General features: G+C 44.9%; 18 protein-coding genes. 7 read left to right on the top strand and 11 right to left on the bottom strand.

Features of this window, described 5'->3' with window-relative positions:
- The first annotated feature begins 7 nt into the window (after window positions 1–7).
- Window positions 8–493, top strand: coding sequence for a DUF2165 family protein (locus ABD943_RS07010; protein ID WP_345292473.1), 486 nt, complete (start codon window positions 8–10; stop codon window positions 491–493).
- 51 nt (window positions 494–544) lie between these two features.
- On the opposite strand, the gene rarD is transcribed toward ABD943_RS07010, so the two are convergent.
- Window positions 545–1,498, bottom strand: coding sequence for an EamA family transporter RarD (gene rarD, locus ABD943_RS07005; protein WP_345292472.1), 954 nt, complete (start codon window positions 1,496–1,498; stop codon window positions 545–547).
- A 52-nt stretch (window positions 1,499–1,550) separates the two neighbouring features.
- A complete protein-coding gene (locus ABD943_RS07000; protein WP_345292471.1) occupies window positions 1,551–2,012 on the bottom strand; it encodes a thioesterase family protein in 462 nt (153 codons plus the stop codon).
- A gap of 233 nt (window positions 2,013–2,245) precedes the next feature.
- Here ABD943_RS07000 and ABD943_RS06995 point away from each other — a divergent pair, with 233 nt between their 5' ends.
- From ABD943_RS06995 to ABD943_RS06985, 3 genes are read left to right on the top strand one after another with little or no spacing between them, the layout of a single operon-like run.
- Complete coding sequence (locus tag ABD943_RS06995; protein WP_345292470.1) at window positions 2,246–2,680, top strand: c-type cytochrome; 435 nt, start codon at window positions 2,246–2,248, stop codon at window positions 2,678–2,680.
- 55 nt (window positions 2,681–2,735) lie between these two features.
- Window positions 2,736–3,221, top strand: a complete 486-nt coding sequence (locus ABD943_RS06990; protein WP_345292469.1) for a GNAT family N-acetyltransferase — start codon at window positions 2,736–2,738, stop codon at window positions 3,219–3,221.
- Entirely contained in the window at window positions 3,205–3,525 is a 321-nt protein-coding gene (locus ABD943_RS06985) for a c-type cytochrome (RefSeq protein WP_345292468.1), read from the top strand. Before ABD943_RS06990 ends, ABD943_RS06985 begins: the two co-directional genes overlap by 17 nt.
- Here the strand turns inward: ABD943_RS06985 and ABD943_RS06980 are convergent.
- Together ABD943_RS06980 and ABD943_RS06975 are read right to left on the bottom strand one after the other, a co-directional pair.
- Window positions 3,500–3,874 carry a DoxX family protein gene (locus ABD943_RS06980; RefSeq protein ID WP_345292467.1) on the bottom strand — a complete coding sequence of 125 codons (375 nt, stop codon included), beginning with the start codon at window positions 3,872–3,874 and terminating at the stop codon, window positions 3,500–3,502. The genes ABD943_RS06985 and ABD943_RS06980 overlap by 26 nt on opposite strands.
- Before the next feature lie 51 nt (window positions 3,875–3,925).
- On the bottom strand, window positions 3,926–4,483 hold the full coding sequence (locus ABD943_RS06975; RefSeq protein ID WP_345292466.1) for a carboxymuconolactone decarboxylase family protein: 558 nt from the start codon (window positions 4,481–4,483) through the stop codon (window positions 3,926–3,928).
- Between the two features lie 168 nt (window positions 4,484–4,651).
- Here ABD943_RS06975 and ABD943_RS06970 point away from each other — a divergent pair, with 168 nt between their 5' ends.
- Both ABD943_RS06970 and ABD943_RS06965 read left to right on the top strand, forming a co-directional pair.
- Window positions 4,652–5,338, top strand: coding sequence for a DUF899 domain-containing protein (locus ABD943_RS06970; protein ID WP_345292465.1), 687 nt, complete (start codon window positions 4,652–4,654; stop codon window positions 5,336–5,338).
- Window positions 5,339–5,341: 3 nt separating this feature from the next.
- On the top strand, window positions 5,342–5,929 hold the full coding sequence (locus ABD943_RS06965) for a hypothetical protein (RefSeq protein WP_345292464.1): 588 nt from the start codon (window positions 5,342–5,344) through the stop codon (window positions 5,927–5,929).
- A gap of 80 nt (window positions 5,930–6,009) precedes the next feature.
- On the opposite strand, the gene ABD943_RS06960 is transcribed toward ABD943_RS06965, so the two are convergent.
- From ABD943_RS06960 to ABD943_RS06930, 7 genes are all read right to left on the bottom strand, one after another.
- Window positions 6,010–8,193, bottom strand: coding sequence for a PKD domain-containing protein (locus tag ABD943_RS06960; protein WP_345292463.1), 2,184 nt, complete (start codon window positions 8,191–8,193; stop codon window positions 6,010–6,012).
- Between the two features lie 547 nt (window positions 8,194–8,740).
- Window positions 8,741–10,123: a DEAD/DEAH box helicase gene (locus ABD943_RS06955; RefSeq protein ID WP_345292462.1), complete on the bottom strand. Its 1,383-nt coding sequence runs from the start codon at window positions 10,121–10,123 to the stop codon at window positions 8,741–8,743.
- A gap of 118 nt (window positions 10,124–10,241) precedes the next feature.
- Complete coding sequence (locus ABD943_RS06950) at window positions 10,242–12,173, bottom strand: hypothetical protein (protein ID WP_345292461.1); 1,932 nt, start codon at window positions 12,171–12,173, stop codon at window positions 10,242–10,244.
- Between the two features lie 94 nt (window positions 12,174–12,267).
- Window positions 12,268–12,747 carry an LSm family protein gene (locus tag ABD943_RS06945; RefSeq protein ID WP_345292460.1) on the bottom strand — a complete coding sequence of 160 codons (480 nt, stop codon included), beginning with the start codon at window positions 12,745–12,747 and terminating at the stop codon, window positions 12,268–12,270.
- Window positions 12,748–12,979: 232 nt separating this feature from the next.
- Window positions 12,980–13,258, bottom strand: a complete 279-nt coding sequence (locus tag ABD943_RS06940; RefSeq protein WP_345292459.1) for a hypothetical protein — start codon at window positions 13,256–13,258, stop codon at window positions 12,980–12,982.
- Between the two features lie 146 nt (window positions 13,259–13,404).
- Window positions 13,405–13,752: a ribonuclease E inhibitor RraB gene (locus tag ABD943_RS06935; RefSeq protein WP_345292458.1), complete on the bottom strand. Its 348-nt coding sequence runs from the start codon at window positions 13,750–13,752 to the stop codon at window positions 13,405–13,407.
- 84 nt (window positions 13,753–13,836) lie between these two features.
- Window positions 13,837–14,223 carry an ankyrin repeat domain-containing protein gene (locus ABD943_RS06930; RefSeq protein ID WP_345292457.1) on the bottom strand — a complete coding sequence of 129 codons (387 nt, stop codon included), beginning with the start codon at window positions 14,221–14,223 and terminating at the stop codon, window positions 13,837–13,839.
- A 387-nt stretch (window positions 14,224–14,610) separates the two neighbouring features.
- On the opposite strand from ABD943_RS06930, the gene ABD943_RS06925 reads away from it, so the two are divergent.
- The gene (locus ABD943_RS06925; RefSeq protein ID WP_345292456.1) at window positions 14,611–17,829 is read left to right on the top strand and encodes an amidohydrolase family protein; all 3,219 of its coding nucleotides are present in this window, start codon (window positions 14,611–14,613) and stop codon (window positions 17,827–17,829) included.
- Window positions 17,830–17,971 lie beyond the last annotated feature (142 nt).

Below are 17,971 nucleotides of genomic sequence, written 5' to 3'. Positions count from 1 at the left end.
AGGGAGTATGGGGATTCGTTACTTAAAAATTGTTTTAGTCATGTTTTTATCATTGCTTTGCCTGATCTATGGCTTACAAAACCTGGCCAACTTAGACGCTTGCTTTGGTGCTGTTTCATACGTTCTAGGGATGTCGGAGCATACCTATTACGCCAACTCTTGGTTTCCAGCCGTTACCAACAGCAGTCTAGTCTGGATCTGCGTGTTTATTATCATCTTGGCGGAGCTGACCGCAGGCATTTTACTGCTGATTGGCGCTTTTACTATGTTTAAAGCGAGACAGTCTGACAGCGCAACCTTTAATCAAGCTAAATCCTTATCGCTGATTGGTGCCGGTATTGGCATTATCGTGTGGTTTGGATTCTTTGGCGTCTTAGGAGGCGCTTGGTTTCAGATGTGGCAAACGTCTGTCGGCGCACAATCACTAGGCGGTGCTTTTCAATACTTTGCTAGCTGTGTCTTTATCTGGTTGATCGTAAGAAGCGACGATTAATCCAACCGAAAATACACCATGGCGTCCCAGACACGCCATGGCTTTTTCCGTTTAATTAGTAACGATTCGACGACGATTCGAATTTTTAACCACGCCGATGGTGTAAACCACTAAGCCAGCCCAAATTAAGCCAAAGGTCGCCAACAAATCTAAATTGAAAGGCTCTTTAAAGACAAAAACCGCCAGAATAAAGGTCAAACTCGGCGCTAAATACTGCAGGAAACCGATGGTGTTGAGCGGTAAAATTCGTGCTCCCGCTGAGAATAAAGCCAATGGTACGGTTGTCACAACACCACCCGCGACCAGCAACCAGTCAATCGTCGGCGACAGGTTTAAGAAGCTACCCGTGCCGGTGTGCCATAAATAATAAATATAGCCGACCGTAATCGGTAACACCATTAGGGTTTCGACTAACAAGCCTTGCAGTGGTCCGATATTGACCTGCTTTCGCAGTAAGCCGTAAAAACCAAATGAGAAGGCTAAAAACAACGACACCCAAGGTAGTCCACCAAGCACAATCACACGATAAGTCACGCCAGCGATGGCTAAAGCTAGTGCCCACTTACTCCATATCGACAGCTTCTCTTTGAGAAAGAAAATCCCCAGCGCCACACTGATCAATGGATTGATAAAGTAACCCAAACTGGTTTCAAGCACCCGATCATGGGTCACCGCCCAAGTAAATACCAGCCAGTTACCTGAAATCAAAACCGCCGTAATGGCTAGAATGCCCATCACTTTTTTATCTTTGAGCACCCCTTTTGGAAACGGGCGCTTTATCACCAACATGATCAGGAGTACCACAGGTACTGACCAAGCGACCCGGTGAGCCAAAATCTCAAGCGCTGATACCTGTTGAACGGCTTTAAAGTAAATCGGCGCCAAACCCCAGATGACAAAAGCACCTAAGCCAAAGATATAACCGGCTTTATTACTTTGTTCTGGTTCCGTTGTTTTGTGCGCCACATCAGCCGTGTGCTGATCCGAACTGTTTTCAGCTTTCATGACTATAACCCATTGAAATATAAGAATGTAAGGCTAAAAAATAACCCTCGATTTATCCCACCATGAAGGTTCCCGTTGCTACGGCTATCAGGGTATTGTTTTCGTTGACGAGCTCGGTACGAACAACCGCCACTTTCTTGCCAGCACGCAATAACTCAGCCTTAGCAAAGAACCGCTCTCCACGTCCCGGACGTAAAAAGTCGACACGCAGATCAATCGTACTTAATTTGGCAATCTTCTTTTTCAATTCATCAAGGTGCGTCGCTGGATTGCTATGTAAAATCCCAACAGCAGCCATGGTGCCCCCCACCATATCCATCGCTGACGAAATAACACCGCCATGCAAAATGCCCTGAATATAGTTACCGACTAATTCAGGCTTCATGTCGAAGGTAATGACACATTCTTCTTCGCTAACTGTTTGATATTTAAGACCAATATGTCGATTGAAAGGAATGTTATTGACCAGCGCTTCGCCAAGCATATGCAAAGCATCTTGCTGAAGTGAACCCATATCGAAACCATCGCCTTGAATTTAAGCCCATTGTGCCTGATCCCACTTTAAAAAAGTATGCCCAGAAGTGAATAATCAGAATAACTTTAGGTTATTTTAATCAGGCTATTTGATCGTGCCTTGATTACGGTTATAATTTGCGCACTGAATTTTCACCTTTGGGTGTTTTGGCAGCGCTTATTTTGTATTCTAGTAAGCCATCAGCCGATGATCTGTATTGATAGAGAGAGACCATGACTAAAGTTAAATCATTGTTCGTTTTAGCTGCAACATTCACAGCAGCAGTATTTGCCGGCGCTGCGGCAGCGACTCACCTGAGTGACTCAAACGTTAAAGACCGTTTAGAGCCAGTTTATAAAGTATATGTTGAAGGTGATGACGTACCTCAGGTATCGAATACAGTACCAACGACAGCCCCATCAGGTCCTCGTGAGCCAGCAGATATCTACAACACTTACTGTACAGCGTGTCACGCTTCTGGCGTAGCTGGTGCACCAATTATGGGTGATGTAGCCGTTTGGGAAGAGCGCATGTCTAAAGGCATCGATACCGTTTATGCCAACGCGATTAACGGTATTAACGCCATGCCAGCGAAAGGTACTTGTGCAGACTGTTCCGACGACGAAATTAAAGCCGTTGTTGACTACATGCTCGAAGAAAGCAAGTAATCATTCCTAAGAAGCCGATCCTAAGTGATCGGTTTTTTTGTGCCTGAAATCTGCCATGATGCAATGCGTTAAACCTGAAAAACACCACCTGTTAGAAGTGATGGAGTGGGTCAGAAGCCCTAAAGTCTTCGAGATTTGGGCGGGGCCAGGCTTTCGTTTTCCGTTTACCGCTGACACTTTCATCGAAGATCTTAAACTTGACGAATTACACAGTCGTGTACTGATTGATACTAGTCAAGAACCGCATCAGGTCGTTGCATTTGGACAAACCTACCAAAGACTGGGCCACACTCACCTTGGCCGACTAGTCGTTAAGCCAGACGTTCAAGGACAAGGGATAGGCCAAGCTTTAATCGAACAACTGATGAAACTTGGTGACGAATTGCTCGACAGTAATGGCTACTCACTATTTGTACTTAAAGCCAATGCCAGAGCCAAAAACCTTTACCTAAAACTTGGGTTTAACGTCGCAGAATACCCTGAAATCATGCCCTTACCCGATTGTCTCTATATGGTAAAAGACGATGACTCAATGCTTTAAATTAATACTCATAACGACTGCGCTACTGCTCCTAGCAGGGTGTAACCAAGAACCACCTAAAAACGATGGTGAGAGTATTTACTACCGCTCATGCTTTAGTTGCCACGAGCGTGGCCACGGCGGCGCACCGCTTCGGGGAAATCTTGAGCAATGGCAAACTCGCCTGGATAAAGGCGAAGCCGCTCTAATGAAAAGCATGATAGAAGGTTACAAAACCATGCCACCGAAAGGCGGCTGTTTTGACTGTACCGAGAAAGAGCTAAAAATGGCTCTCGACTTTATGTTGCAGCCGAAGAGCCAGTAATGGCACGAATGACTTTAACGATTTCTGCTTTACCGATATAAGAACGCCACAGTAATAAAGCCAGAATCACACTCGCAATCACTAACATCACCCACTCGCTATTGATTAAGTGAGTTGCCACAGCTCCAACCATAACCACACTTAACCCAACCGCTGCGTAAGATGCCAGTCGCGGAACCAGCAAAGCCACACCACCCACGACCTCAATCACACCTGTTAGATACATAAACCACAACGGGTAACCCCAGCGAGAAAATGCTTCAAGCTCAAACTCCAGGCCCAATAATTTCGCACCACCTGATACCAAAAAGATAATCGCCAATACAACTGTTAACACCTTGGTTTTCATGACTCTAATCCTCCTGCGTGGTTTTGAGCGAAATATTTACTGATTAAAAGATTAAGCCTTGTTACTCCAAGCTTCAGCTTCAAACTCTTTATTAGTTTGAGTTCCTGTAATGTGATTGGTGTAATTACTGATCGTTTTCATGGCAACACCGAGTACAACTTCTAGTACCTGTTGCTTAGTAAATCCACTATCTATGAATGTTTTCACTGCCTGTTCATCAACCCAGCCCCGATCCTGAATCACACGTTGAGTGAATCGAATCAATGCGTTTATTTTGTCGCTATCGGTATCATCACGATCTCGAATGGCATTGACAATATCTTCTGCAACGCCAACCATCTTTTTAGCAATGACTGAGTGTGCCGCGACACAAAATTCGCAGCCGTTTTCAACGCTCGCAGTAAGGAAAATCACTTGCTGCTCTTCGTCACTAAAACTTGAGTTCTCCATTAACTCACTAAGCTGCATGTACCCTTTTAATGCTTGTGGCGCTTCAGCTAAATTCGCGTATAAGTTGGGTAGGAATCCTAATTGCTTCTGCGCCCCTTCTAGTATGCTCTTTGCTTCTTCTGGCGCACTTTCAACGGTATGACTGGTAAAAATACTCATGTTCAAACCTCTTTCTAACTTTATGAATGTCTCTTATTAAGAGTCTCTCTGTCCTTAAACATTACATATTTTTATATAAGATAAAACACCTCTCTCACCTAACCTAAGGACTTTAATGACTAATAGTGCTAATCTTTATTCTGTATCTGCACACTATGGAGGAGTTTTATGGTCAATGATGCCCCTAAACTGCCACCGCTCGTATCAAGGGAAGAGTGGCAATCACAAGTAGATGCATTAATAGAGGAAGAAAAAGCTCTTACCCGAGCTCGCGATCAGCTTAATGCCAAACGCAGACGCCTTCCGATGCACAAAGTTGATAAAAGTTATGAGTTTGACAGCTCACAAGGCAAGGTGTCATTACTCGATCTTTTTGAAGGTCGAAAGCAACTCATCGTTTACCACTTTATGTTTGGTCCTGATTGGGAGGCTGGCTGCCCCGGTTGCTCTTGGGTGACAGATGCCATGACTCACCCCGCCCACTTCCATGCCCGTAATACCAGCTTTGTTTTAATTTCTCGCGCTCCTTTGGATAAACTTCATCAGTATCAAAAACGGATGGAGTGGAACAAGCCGATTCCTTGGTACTCGTCACTAGGCAGTGATTTTAATTATGACTTTGGTGCAACGACTGATGACGGTGAGCAACATGGGGTCAGTGTTTTTATTCGTGATGGTAACGATATTTATCAGAGTTTTCATATCGGCGATCGCGGCGTGGAATACCTAGGCAGTCACTGGAGCTATTTAGACCTAACACCTTACGGACGCCAAGAAGCATGGGAAGACTCCCCCGACGGCTGGCCGCAAACACCAACTTATGAATGGCAAAAGCGCCATGATGAATATGAGTAACCTATGTTTTTTACCAAGAAGTCATTTTCTAAATTTCCATGGAAGCTTTTAATCTTCGAAAGCTTGCTGGTTATCTTAAGCGTCCTGTTAGCGCTCGCACTTAACAGTTGGCGAGAAGCTCAGGCACACCAAGAGTTAGCCGAGCGAGCTTTGCAAGAAGTAGTGGATGAAGTCGAAGCCAATTGCTTACGAATTATCAGCTTTCAGTCTTACCACGAAGCCGTTGCAGCGGGCGATGAAAAACCCAGTGGCATTCAAGTCGGTTATTTGCGTAATGATGCCTGGGAGATTGCTAAAACCACCCAAGCCTCGTCATACCTTGACTATGAAATTTTGAGTTTAATTGGCGAGATTAACGCAAACCAAAGCGACCACCGGGCAATCGTTCAGGCTTACATTGAAGCTTTGTTTATCAGAAGTCTACGTATTGAAACTGTTGAAGAACTGCATCAAGAAGGTGAGCGCGCCGTCATTCGTGAACTTTATCGTATCCAGAGTAAATTATTGACCAATTACCAACGCTTGCAACAAACCATTAACAAGCATCATCGCGATAGCGTGATTACTGATAATATTTGTTTAAAAAAATGATCCCAACATCACATTAAAAAAGCCGAGGAGACCCTCGGCTTTTTTGTCGTTTTATCGTGATTTAAAATCACGCTTCAGGCTTAGTTACTAGTGAAAGTATAGTTTGCTTCAAAAGTTTGCCCAGTTTCAGCAATCTCAAAACTAAAGGTTAAGTTCGTTTCGATTCCTGCTGTTAGTGGCGACATTAACGCAAACTCGACAGCCTCACCTTCCAGTAGCACATAACTGTCACTAATCACCGTAAAGTAAGGCGAAACATTGCCTGAGTCATCCGTTACTTGGACATTGGTGATCGTATAGTTTTGACCTTCAGCAAGAATACGGAACGTATCCAACGTAAAGTCCGCAGACCCACTGACTGAGGCATCTACAGTCGCACTTGAAGTGTACGGCATAGTGACTTGGTTATAAGTCGCACTTGCATCAGCACCAAACTGTTTGCGCAACGTTACTTGCGGTTGAATCACCTCGACATGAACAATATCTTCAACACTAGCTTCCGTTCCATCATCCACCACTAAGGCAACCACATAACTACCTTCGGCATTCGCTGTAAAGGATGTTGTTTCGGCTGTTGCATTACTAAACGCAGCAGCACTGCCGTTCGGTTGCGAGATAAAGCTCCATTGATAAGTTAAAGTATCACCATCAGCATCAAAGCTACCTGAACCATCTAGGCTGACTTCTGTTCCGGCTGTCACACGAACATCAAGTCCTGCATTCGCTACCGGTTTTGCGTTAGTACTTGCAGCAACTACCGTTACAGTATCCGCTTCAGATTTAACCGAACCATCGTTCACAATAAGTTGTGCCGTATAAGTACCTTCAACATCAGCCGTAAAACTTGGGCTTACCGACGAAGAACTATCTAACGCCGCCGTACTCATTGCTGGCGCTGAAATGATTGCCCATTCGTAATTCAATGGATCACCATCAACGTCAACACTCGCCGAACCGTCTAACGACACATTAGCACCAGTATTAACACTTTGCTCTAGGCCTGCATTTGCAATAGGTGCAGCATTTGCTTCAACAGCGACAACCGTTACGGTATCAACACTGCTATCAACAGAACCATCATTCACAGTTAACTCTGCTTCATACGTCCCTTCAACATCTGCCACAAAGGTTGGTGTTGCAAGACTGATATTGCTTAGTTCAGCTGCACTTCCTGCTGGCGTCGAAGTAAGCGCCCATTGATAGTTAACTAAATCCTTGTCTGCATCAGAACTCAGCGTTCCGTTTAGCGTCACCACAGTGTTTGCTTTCACCTTTAAGTCATCACCAGCATTTGCCACAGGTTCAGAGTTCAAGGATGCCGCAACCACAGTTACCGCGTCCACATCACTGCTGACACTGCCATCGTTAACTACTAGCTCTGCCGTATACTCACCATCAACATCTGCATCAAACGTTGGGCGAGCGGCGGTGCTATCGTTTAACACAGCAGCACTTGCAGCTGGCTTTGCTGTTAAAGTCCATTGGTATGACAACTGATCACCGTCTAAGTCTGTACTTGCAGATCCATCTAACATGACACTAGAGCTGGTTTTTGCGGCCTGATCATTACCCGCATTAGAGACGGGCTTAGCATTGGTTGATGCTGCAATAATCGTTACGGAATCAACGTCGCTGTCGATCGTTCCATCATTAACAACAAGATCTACCGTATAAGTACCATCTACATCCGCAATAAACGTTGGTTGCTCAACATCATTATCACTTAACGTTGCTGTACTCGCAGAGGGTTTCGATGTGATTTCCCATTGGTAAGTTAACGTATCACCATCAGCATCCACACTGCCTGAACCATCAAGATTCACTGTTGAACCAGTTCTTACGTCTTGATCTGGACCTGCATTTGCTTCTGGTTTTTGATTAGCGCTAACCGCAACGATGGTCACACTATCAACATCACTCGATAGAACACCATCGCTCACCACTAATTCTGCAGTATAAGAACCTGCAACATCAGCAGTAAAGGTAGGGCTCATCGACGTAGCCGCGACTAACACTGCGGTACTACCTGACGGTGTTGATGATAATGTCCATTGATAGGTTAGAGTGTCGCCATCAGGATCTGAGCTAGCCTCACCGCTTAAGGTGACTTCGGCACCAACGTCAACTTCCTGATCACTACCAGCTTCAGCCACTGGCTTTTGATTATTCGAATTATCATCGTCATTCGAGTCAGAATCGCTACAAGCTGACATGACGAACACTAAAGCGCTTATCGCTAATAGTCTTTTCATGATATCAAACATAGTTACTCCTCATTCTCGTTCCACCAACAAGCAGTATTGCCCGTTGGTGTACAGGGCCCGTAACGATTTACGATATTCACCTGTACTGGAAAGATTTCGTCGTAACCAAAGCAATTGTCTTATCCTGACAATAAGGGCCTTGATAGAAACCTCTTACAAAGCTTATTTTGTTTTATGCTTATAGCATTCTAATGATTTGAATAAGAATGTGTTTAAAGAACTGTAAAATCAATGACTTACAAACCACCTCTTCGCTCTAGCCCAGCTCTAATAGGAGTTATAGCTGGTTAGACCTTTAGCAATGATTTAGGATGAACAAAGTGATGACGATTCTTATCGTTACGCTAACCTTGCCTTCACAAAAAGTCATAAAATAAGGCGAGAGTAAAAATTCTAACCTTTGTAATTTTAAATAAATGCAAATAAATGGGGTCAGAGTACATTTACTGCCCCTTTAACTTAACCTTCAATAAAAATATTAATTAAATAAATGGGGTCAGAGTACATTTACTGCCCCTTTAACTTTAACCTTCAATAGAAATATTAATTAACTCTTTTTGTCCCAGATATTACTCGAACTTTTGTTAGTCGGTTTCTTTTTACTCGGCTTTTTCTTAGTCGCTTTCCCTTTATTAGCTGACTTGCCTTTATAACCGTTCTTGCCTCTTTTCGGTTGGCTACCTTTATCTTGAGAGTCGCCTGATTTATTGCCAGATTGTTTCAGTTTTGCCTTAGCGATTTTCTTTTTGTGAGGCTTCTTTTTCTTCGCGGCTTTTAAGTTGGTTTCTGGGACGACATGCTGCGGTTCAAAGTCATCAATGATGATTCGCTCTAACTGCTTTTGGATCAGGTCTTGAATTGCTCGCAAGTCATCGACTTCATCGGCGCTGACTAGTGATATAGCGCTACCCTTTTCACCAGCACGACCCGTACGTCCAATCCGGTGGACATAATCTTCAGCGACATTTGGCAGATCATAGTTCACGACGACAGGCATTTGGTCGATATCCAGTCCACGTGCAGCGACGTCGGTGGCGACCAAGGCATGTACCTTACCCGATTTAAATTCAGCCAAAGCACGATTACGTGCGTTCTGACTTTTACCACCATGGATCGCTGTCGCTTTGATTCCTCGCTTTTCAAGCGCCAGACTTAAACGATTCGCTCCCCGTCGGGTTCTCACAAAGACCAATAACTGGTGCCAACGGTGCTCTTCGATGAGATAACTCAACAACGCTGCTTTCTGTTTTTTATCGACCGGATGAATCCACTGTTTAACAGTAGCCGCAGTGGTATTGGTGGTTTCTGTTTCAATCAGTTTGGGGTTATTCAGGAACTGCTGACTTATCTTTTTAATCGATTCGGAGAAGGTCGCCGAAAACAACAACGTTTGACGCTGTTTAGGCAGCTTCCCGATAATCCGCTTTATACTGGGCATAAACCCCATATCCAGCATTCTATCCGCTTCATCTAAGACTAGAAATTCTAGATCATCAAATCGCACTGCATTCTTTTCCATCAGATCTAATAATCGCCCCGGCGTGGCTACTAGCACATCCGTCCCTTTCCGAAGCTTTAGCATCTGCGGGTTGATCTTAACGCCACCGTAAACCACCTGCGACTTTAGCAATAAGTTTGCCGCGTATTTTTGGACACTTTGATGAACCTGCTCCGCCAGCTCTCGTGTCGGCGTTAGGATTAAACACCGCGCAACGTTGGCTGAAGGCTTTTTACCTTTTGATAGCTTTTGCAGGATCGGCAGTGAAAAGCCCGCCGTTTTCCCCGTTCCTGTTTGCGCGGCAGCCATAATATCCTGACCATCGAGGATTAGTGGAATAGCCTTCTGCTGGATCGGTGAAGGCGTTTTATAACCGCTTTTGTTCAGCGAATCGAGAAGAGGTTGGATCAATTTAAGTTCAGAAAAGGTCATCAAAGGCTTTATCAGTGCAATAAGCCGCTAGTGTAACGGTAATCCGACTAAACTACGAGCGATTAACCGGATAGCAAGCTCTGCCTCGAAGAAAAAGTCTCAAGGCAAGCTGACTGATTTAGTGAGCCTCCAACACCGCATCCTTACCCGGGCCACGATTTCCCCTATCGGCTGGAGTCAGTTTTACGCCTGAGCCTTCACAGGAGACGATCCAATCACCACCGCCACCAACGTAACTTGTGTGTCTATTGCTACCGCCAATATGTTGTGGGCCATCTGAAACTGGGCCTTCCACTGTACCTTTATAGGTAAATTCTTGTAGGTCGATTTTTAATGCTCCTCCCTCAATGTCCCAACGACCAGAATGTATATAAGTGGTGTAATTCACTTCTGTTTTGTCGGCTCGAATCGTATGAGGGTCTTCAATACTAAAGGCACCACCGCCTCTAAAAGTAACGATTGGGCCATCGTTCACGTAGGTCACATCACCCTCTCCACCGAGCTCAAAAATTTGCTCTGCAGCTCCTCTAAAGCGGAATCTATCTTTGGTGTCTGACGAACTGATCATGCGCTTTGCTTTTTCCAGTTCTGCTAACTGCTCTGGCGGTACAAAGGCGCGCGCTTTTTCGATTGCTTCCAGCGCCCCTCTTAAACTGTCTCGGGCTTCAGAGTCCGCCGTCGCCTCTTCCATCCAACGACCTATGTGGCAGGCGCAATTGTCTCCAGCACTACTTTCCTGTTGTATTTGTACGTTTAGGTTATTCCCAGAAGGCATAATCGCAGCTAAAAGCAATGGACCTTCGCTTGGTTCTAATTCCACTTCTTCGGTAACTCTGGTCCACGAGCTTGGGCGACTGGGCTCGTCAACATCAAGTGGTCTATACGCTACCTGAGCCCCTTGAGGATCAATCGTTAATAAAGGCGCGGAGTCTTCGGGGAATCGTATTTCACGCAACTGCACCGATAGCGGTGGTCCTTCAATAGCCGCTTCGCATGAGTGTGTTAAATCAAGCAGCTCCAATTCTGCCTGAAAAGGTAAATCCCGCCCATCGGGCATCGTGATTTTTTTGTCGGCTTGAGAAATGGCCCAGTCCAGCCATTGCTCAGGAGGTAATATTTCAGCAGCTCGTCGCGGCGTATCAAGATAATCAGGCCCACCCATGCCCAGTGAGATGCCCCAGTCAGTACCAAACGATTGCTCTCCCCAGAAAAAGAACACCTGCGCATCATAAGACTGTTGCGTTAATGAACAGTCAGGCTGGCGTTCAAAGAACTGTTCAATCTTATTATCACGCTCCGTCGTCCTGCCGACGACTTTATGTGCGCCCCACTCGGCAGAACCTTCAATCCACCACAGCCTCTCCATCTCAGAAATTTGATAAGACCCATGTTGCATGGTGTGCATCCACTCATGTGACAACGCAAACTTTCTCTCTTCTTCTCGATCGAACACGTGCGAGCGAATAAAAACTACACACAACCCTTTAAATAAATTCGGATCTAAATCTCCCGATAAGTAATTCTTTAGGTCATGGACTTCCTCTTCAGCCGCGCAGTTAGTGAACGCCGGGTTATCAATAATATTGAGTTCACTTTCGATGATAAGTACGGAACGTTCGGGGGGAGTTGGCATATACGGCAACCTATAATCATCGTCTCGTTCTCTTCTTTCACTCTCTTCCCGCTCTGCCGCTTCGCGCTCAGCCGCTGTCGGGAAATGACGTTGTAGTTCTTCGATACGAGGCTTCATGCTCCGCAAACGCTCAAGCCAACGATCGCGAGATCCGACATCATCTGGTTTACGCATTCTATAAATTTTTTGATTACCTATCTCAAAGCTAGCCTCTGGAAACGTTCCCATAGATGCAATTTCATTCATATGGGCTTCCCACGCACCAGGAGGTGTCCCCCCTCGCGAAGAAGTTGTACAGACAGCTTGCGCCGCAGGAATCGCCATCATTAATCCAATGAGACCCGCTATCGCTGTCGTATAGAAACACTTCCAGCTCGTTTGTCCCAATCTAAACGAAGGACTAAGTTTTGATTTCATATCCATAACACCTATTGTCCTAAATCCTGTTATTTATGTGCGGAGTATACTGTTTTATTGGAGTAGTTTCTGTGTGGCTGGTTGGGACTAAGCCTTAGTTCGTAGTACTTTGCTCTGTCAAAAGATTTACAATTCGATTTTTCTGCTTAGGAGCCTCTAATCCAAACCCAAAAATGACCATGCCCAATCCAAACAAAAGCATTCCAAAGGGTATTAGCGAATTGTTGGAAAAGTTATCAAGGTTTGCCAATACATTTATACATGCAATCCCTACACCCGTGAACCAAAAGCACATAAAACATAGAACGGCTGTATGAAGCCTCATGGTGATAGTTACAAGTATGCCGTCATAAGAAGGCTTTACTTCACCTTCTATAATAGGAAGGAACGAATTGCGGTACGTTATATTTTTTCTTATTACAAATCCGTTTTCTGTTATAGAGCCACTAAACTCTTTACCTTCAGAAAATTTAAATAATTTATCAGATTCAGTGACATTTGAAATAATATCTAATACCTCATCAGGGCGACTAGATAATTCTATGTCAAACTTATCATATGGTATTATTTTCATGATTCCCTAAAATTAACTCAAAAACTTTACAAACAACTCCAAATCTTATTGAACTATTTGCTTGAATGATATTTTTTATTGTTACTCTTTATGTCATTCTTTAGCTTGATAATTACTCTTCTAGAACTTTAAATTTAAGGCTCAAATTCATTCTGCGTCACTTTCTCATTTATTGGTTATTTGTGTCAGGTTATAATTTATTTCTACTAAAACCTACCCGCTCCATTTAGAGTTATAATTGTACTCTGACCCCATTTAATTTCTCATCCACATTTCGATAGCTAGTGAAAACCAAATCAAAGGCTATTCCATCTTTTATTAGATCAAAACCATCTTCCTCTGATATTTCCCTCCATGAATCGCCGATGGAAGCGCATTTGTATTTCTTTGCAACCTCATTAAGTTGTGAAATTTCATCTACAGACGAAAGTACGGAAAGGGGGTCTATTTCCATTATTCCATAGAAATATTCATCCATTTCTTCAATCATTTTATAGATATCTTGCTTCATAACTTCTTAAAAACATAACGCCTTGCTAAGGGGCGCGCGCTGTATTGCTTGGTTTTAATAAAATTGGCGTAGCCAATGTAAAATCAAGCGATGCAGTGGGCGTCCCGCGGAGGTCGCTTGCGGCCGGAGTATACTTGAGCAATTTGTTAAGTGTTCCTTTGAAGAGAACAGCCCCAACCGTCGTAATCGAGATCGTAGATTGCTGCAATACAAGTCATTAAACCCGAAACAGAGTTGAGGACATTCTGGGTTGTAGGCATGTGGATGACCACTTTTATACAGTGATTACCATCATGTTCGGAGTAGCTAGCCTCTCCGTAGCAATTATCGTTAATGAAACTTGTGACAAGCTCCCCTTTAGCTTGATCTTTAGCATATAAAAGAAAATCAACATCCCGTGGAATAAAGAAAACATCTCCTTTCTGGTCATTTCCTTCTAATAGCTGCGAGTCTTGATATGCATTATCAAGAAGGGCCTCTACTACGCTGCTCATCGATTCTCCTCTGACACATAACGCTTCAATAACCGGCGCAGCTTTGCTGCGTCCGGCGCCGAAGGCGCGTAGTTGATTGACTTGTTAAATTGCATCTTTGAACAACTCCGGACTTACATCTATTGGAGATACTCCATGAATGTTCTTCTGACTAGGATCTGCACCAGAACTCAGTAAAATAGTAATAACCTCAGTCCCATGGTATGAATTCATTGTTGCCACCCAAATAGGAGTATTACCGTTCACGTCTACTAACGAGATGTCTGCGCCATTCTCAATCAAAAGTTTTGCCACTTTGTGGTCGCCTTCTTGGGCGGCAAAATGTAAAGGTGACCAGCCATTTCGGTCTTGAGCATTAATGTTTTCTCCAGAAGCGATGAGTTCCTGTAGTTTCTTTAATCTTTCATTCTCAGGAATACCGATACAGAGATAATGCAACTCTGACCTTTTGTATTCATCAATGTTGCTCATAGCTTCCTTTGAAATTTAACATAAGAATACACGAACTCGCTTGTAACTTATTAATTTACTTGCAATTTTTATTTCAGTTCCAAAAAAAGTGGCTAATACCCTAGTAAAGGCGGTCTTGAAGTGCGGTATCGCTCGGATTTCCGACTTTTTCGGTACTCATTGGCTTTTTTCCTACAAGCTATTCCAGTTTCTTGTATTCTTTTTTTAATTGAACGTTAAGACTACTGCATGCCTCTATTTGAGTCAAAAGACTCTTTATCCTCACACTTCACTTAGAGCGTTAACCTTTTCTTACAATTTTCGACAAATCTTAGCCTGCCCTCCTTTGCCCTTTCGGTGCCAAGTCTTTATATTGCTAGGTTCGGACCATTTTATAAGAATGTGACAATGTATAAATATTCCATGATAAGCGGCCTTTTAGTGGCTTCTTTGGGCTTCGCGGCGCAGGCTGAGGAGAAGAAAGAAGAGGCTAAGTGGGACGTCAATAATCCTCCCGGCGAAGCGGTTTTTGCCGAGTTAAATGTGACTGAAGGTACTTGGATGAACCTTGATGTGAGCCCGGATGGCGAAACCATTGCCTTTGATTTATTAGGCGATATCTACACCATGCCGATGTCTGGCGGTAAGGCAACCAATATTACCAACAGCATGGCGTGGGATATGCAGCCTGATTTCTCTCCTAACGGCTCAAAGCTCACCTTCACTTCAGATCAGGGTGGCGGCGATAACATTTGGGTGATGGATACTGACGGTAGCGATCAGTATCAGGTCACTAAAGAAAACTTCCGCCTATTAAACAACCCTAAGTGGAGTCCTGACGGCGACTATATTGCGGCACGTAAACACTTTACCGGCACTCGCTCGCTCGGCGCAGGCGAAATTTGGCTCTATCACAAGTCTGGCGGTAGCGGCGTTCAGTTAAACAAGCGCCCGAACGAGCAGAAAGACTTGGGAGAACCGGCGTTTACGCCTGATGGCCAGTATGTTCTGTATTCGCGCGACTCGACCCCCGGCGGCTATTTCGAGTACAGCAAAGATTCGACCAAACAGATTTATGAAGTCTTCGCGATTAATCGTGATACCGGCGAAACCGAAACCTGGATCGATGGCCCGGGTGGCGCAGTTCGCCCTGAGCCTTCGCCAGACGGCAAATACATCGCCTTCGTTCGCCGTATCAGCGGTAAGTCAGCACTTTTCTTGCACGATCGCGAGTCGGGAGCTGAGTTTCCTATCTATAAAGATTTAGAGCGTGATATGCAGGAAACCTGGGCGATTCACGGGGTTTACCCGAATTTCTCATGGACACCTGATAGCGAGGAAATCGTGTTCTGGGCTAAAGGTAAATTGCACAAAATCGACGTTGAGTCGAAGGAAGTCGCTCATATTCCGTTTGAAGTGAATGATAAGCGTGAAATGCGTGCGGCGGTCACACAGAAGAACTCTGTGGGTGAAGACCGCTTTAATGCCAAAATGTTGCGCTGGTTACAGGTCTCGCCAGAGGGTGATCAAGCGGTATTCCAAAGCTTAGGTAAAATCTACACGGTGGATTTACCCAATGGTAAGCCAGAACGTTTAACGCGCCAGAATGATCACTTCGAGCTTTACCCAAGCTATTCTGCCGATGGCGATGACATCATCTACACCACTTGGGACGATAAAAAGCTGGGAACGGTTCGCGTGGTGTCTTCTAGCGGCGGTCGCGGCGATGTCATTTCAGACAAACCGGGGCATTATGTTAACCCTAGCTTGAGTCCTGATGGTGAATTTGCGGTGTATCAGGCAATCAGTGGCGGCTACATTACGAGTCCGCTGTATTCCAACGATACGGGAATTTTCGGCGTTAACCTTGATGAAGAAGAAGTGACAAAGGTCAGCGATTCAGGCTCAAACCCATTTTTCGCTGGCGATAACGATCGCGTCTTTTTCTCAACGACTAAAGCTAACGGTCAAACCTACCAGAGCAAACTAGTAAGCACTGACTTAAACGGTAACGACCAGCAAGAACACTACGCAGGCAACTGGATTTCAGACTTTGCAGTATCTCCGGATCAAAAGTGGATAGCCTTTACCCAACGTTACCAAGTTTATGTCACACCTTTCGTGAAAAGTGGTGGCGCGATTACCACAGGTCCTTCTGCGGGCAACCTACCGGTGAAACAGTTTTCGACCTTTGCAGGATCGAACTTAGCTTGGTCAGAAGATGGCACTGAACTGTCTTGGTCCTTAGGCCCAACGCTTTACCAACAAAAACTAGCTGAGAAGTTTGATTTCTTGGCCTCAGGTCATAAAGAGGACAAAGCGAGCGAAGAGACTGCTGATGAAAAGGTTGCACGAGAAACCAAAATCGAGCTTGCGGTCAAAGCTGATAAACCCAACGGCGTTACTGCCCTAGTCGGCGCGAAAGTTATCACCATGGAAGGCGATCAAGTGATCGAAGACGGCGTGGTCGTGATTGAAGACAATCGCATCAAAGCTGTGGGGACGCGTGACGATATTTCGGTACCTTCTGGTGCAAAAACCATTGATGTCAGCGGTAAAACTATTATTCCTGGCTTAGTGGATTATCACTGGCACGGCTCTTACGCTAACGATCAAATCCAACCTGAAACTAACTGGAATGCCTTGGCATCACTCGCTTTTGGCGTGACCACAACGCATAACCCGTCAGCCGACACTGAAGCGGTATTCTCGGCGAGTGAAATGCAAAAAGCAGGATTAATCACCGCCCCCCGCATTTTCTCTACGGGTACGATTTTGTACGGGGCGAACCATTACATTACTGCTGAGGTTGATAACCTTGACGATGCGACCGGTCACCTTGAGCGCATGAAAGCTGCTGGTGCTTTTTCGGTAAAAAGTTACAACCAACCGCGCCGCGATCAACGCCAACAGGTGCTTGAAGCCGCTCGTAAGACCGATATGTTAGTGGTACCAGAAGGTGGTTCTTTATTCATGCACAACATGAGCATGGTGATTGATGGCCATACGACCATTGAGCACTCGATTCCTGTCGCCAACATCTATGACGATGTGAAGCAGTTATGGAGTCAAGCTGAGACCGCTTATGTACCAACGCTTGGCGTGGCTTACGGTGGTATTTGGGGCGAGCGTTTTTGGTACGACCAAACAGACGTTTGGAAGCACCCACTGTTGAGCAAGTTTGTTCCTCGTGAAGTCCTAGAACCAGCATCTCGCCGACGCATGAAAGCGCCGCTTGAAGATTATAACCACATCAACAATGCGACCGTCGCTAAAGAGTTACAAGACGAAGGCGTGAAAGTCCTCGTTGGTGCTCACGGTCAACGTGAAGGCTTAGCCACTCACTGGGAACTGTGGATGTTTGCCCAAGGTGGTATGACGCCATTAGAAGCATTGCGTGCTGGCACCATCGATGGCGCAGAAATGTTGGGCATGGCTGATGAACTTGGCTCGATAAAAGCTGGTAAGCTGGCGGACTTAGTGGTGCTCGACGCCGATCCGATAAAAAACCTGCGCAACTCAGACAAGGTCAAGATGGTCATGTTGAACGGTAAGTTGTATGACGCCGAAACCATGAACCAAATTGCGCCAAAAGAAGAGGCTAGACCGGCGCTATTCTTTGAATAAAGCGATGATTTGTTAATTGTAACGTTTAGTACAAATCAGAGTTTGTTCAACTTTTAACCAGACAATGCGCAACCGCATTGTCTGGTTGTTCATTTTTCACAAGGATTGGTGTAAAGTGCGGTCTATAGCTATCAATCTAATA

The organism is Kangiella marina (assembly GCF_039541235.1).
GTDB lineage: Bacteria > Pseudomonadota > Gammaproteobacteria > Enterobacterales > Kangiellaceae > Kangiella > Kangiella marina.
Note: the sequence above shows the minus strand (reverse complement) of the source record. Positions and strands in the feature narration are given on the sequence as shown.

Excerpts from the sequence above, each read along its gene's own strand:
- ABD943_RS07010 (WP_345292473.1), top strand. The coding sequence starts at position 8 with ATGGGGATTCGTTACTTAAAAATTGTTTTAGTCATGTTTTTATCATTG.
- rarD (WP_345292472.1), bottom strand. The coding sequence starts at position 1,498 with ATGAAAGCTGAAAACAGTTCGGATCAGCACACGGCTGATGTGGCGCAC.
- ABD943_RS07000 (WP_345292471.1), bottom strand. The coding sequence starts at position 2,012 with ATGGGTTCACTTCAGCAAGATGCTTTGCATATGCTTGGCGAAGCGCTG.
- ABD943_RS06995 (WP_345292470.1), top strand. The coding sequence starts at position 2,246 with ATGACTAAAGTTAAATCATTGTTCGTTTTAGCTGCAACATTCACAGCA.
- ABD943_RS06990 (WP_345292469.1), top strand. The coding sequence starts at position 2,736 with ATGATGCAATGCGTTAAACCTGAAAAACACCACCTGTTAGAAGTGATG.
- ABD943_RS06985 (WP_345292468.1), top strand. The coding sequence starts at position 3,205 with ATGACTCAATGCTTTAAATTAATACTCATAACGACTGCGCTACTGCTC.
- ABD943_RS06980 (WP_345292467.1), bottom strand. The coding sequence starts at position 3,874 with ATGAAAACCAAGGTGTTAACAGTTGTATTGGCGATTATCTTTTTGGTA.
- ABD943_RS06975 (WP_345292466.1), bottom strand. The coding sequence starts at position 4,483 with ATGAGTATTTTTACCAGTCATACCGTTGAAAGTGCGCCAGAAGAAGCA.
- ABD943_RS06970 (WP_345292465.1), top strand. The coding sequence starts at position 4,652 with ATGGTCAATGATGCCCCTAAACTGCCACCGCTCGTATCAAGGGAAGAG.
- ABD943_RS06965 (WP_345292464.1), top strand. The coding sequence starts at position 5,342 with ATGTTTTTTACCAAGAAGTCATTTTCTAAATTTCCATGGAAGCTTTTA.
- ABD943_RS06960 (WP_345292463.1), bottom strand. The coding sequence starts at position 8,193 with ATGTTTGATATCATGAAAAGACTATTAGCGATAAGCGCTTTAGTGTTC.
- ABD943_RS06955 (WP_345292462.1), bottom strand. The coding sequence starts at position 10,123 with ATGACCTTTTCTGAACTTAAATTGATCCAACCTCTTCTCGATTCGCTG.
- ABD943_RS06950 (WP_345292461.1), bottom strand. The coding sequence starts at position 12,173 with ATGAAATCAAAACTTAGTCCTTCGTTTAGATTGGGACAAACGAGCTGG.
- ABD943_RS06945 (WP_345292460.1), bottom strand. The coding sequence starts at position 12,747 with ATGAAAATAATACCATATGATAAGTTTGACATAGAATTATCTAGTCGC.
- ABD943_RS06940 (WP_345292459.1), bottom strand. The coding sequence starts at position 13,258 with ATGAAGCAAGATATCTATAAAATGATTGAAGAAATGGATGAATATTTC.
- ABD943_RS06935 (WP_345292458.1), bottom strand. The coding sequence starts at position 13,752 with ATGAGCAGCGTAGTAGAGGCCCTTCTTGATAATGCATATCAAGACTCG.
- ABD943_RS06930 (WP_345292457.1), bottom strand. The coding sequence starts at position 14,223 with ATGAGCAACATTGATGAATACAAAAGGTCAGAGTTGCATTATCTCTGT.
- ABD943_RS06925 (WP_345292456.1), top strand. The coding sequence starts at position 14,611 with ATGTATAAATATTCCATGATAAGCGGCCTTTTAGTGGCTTCTTTGGGC.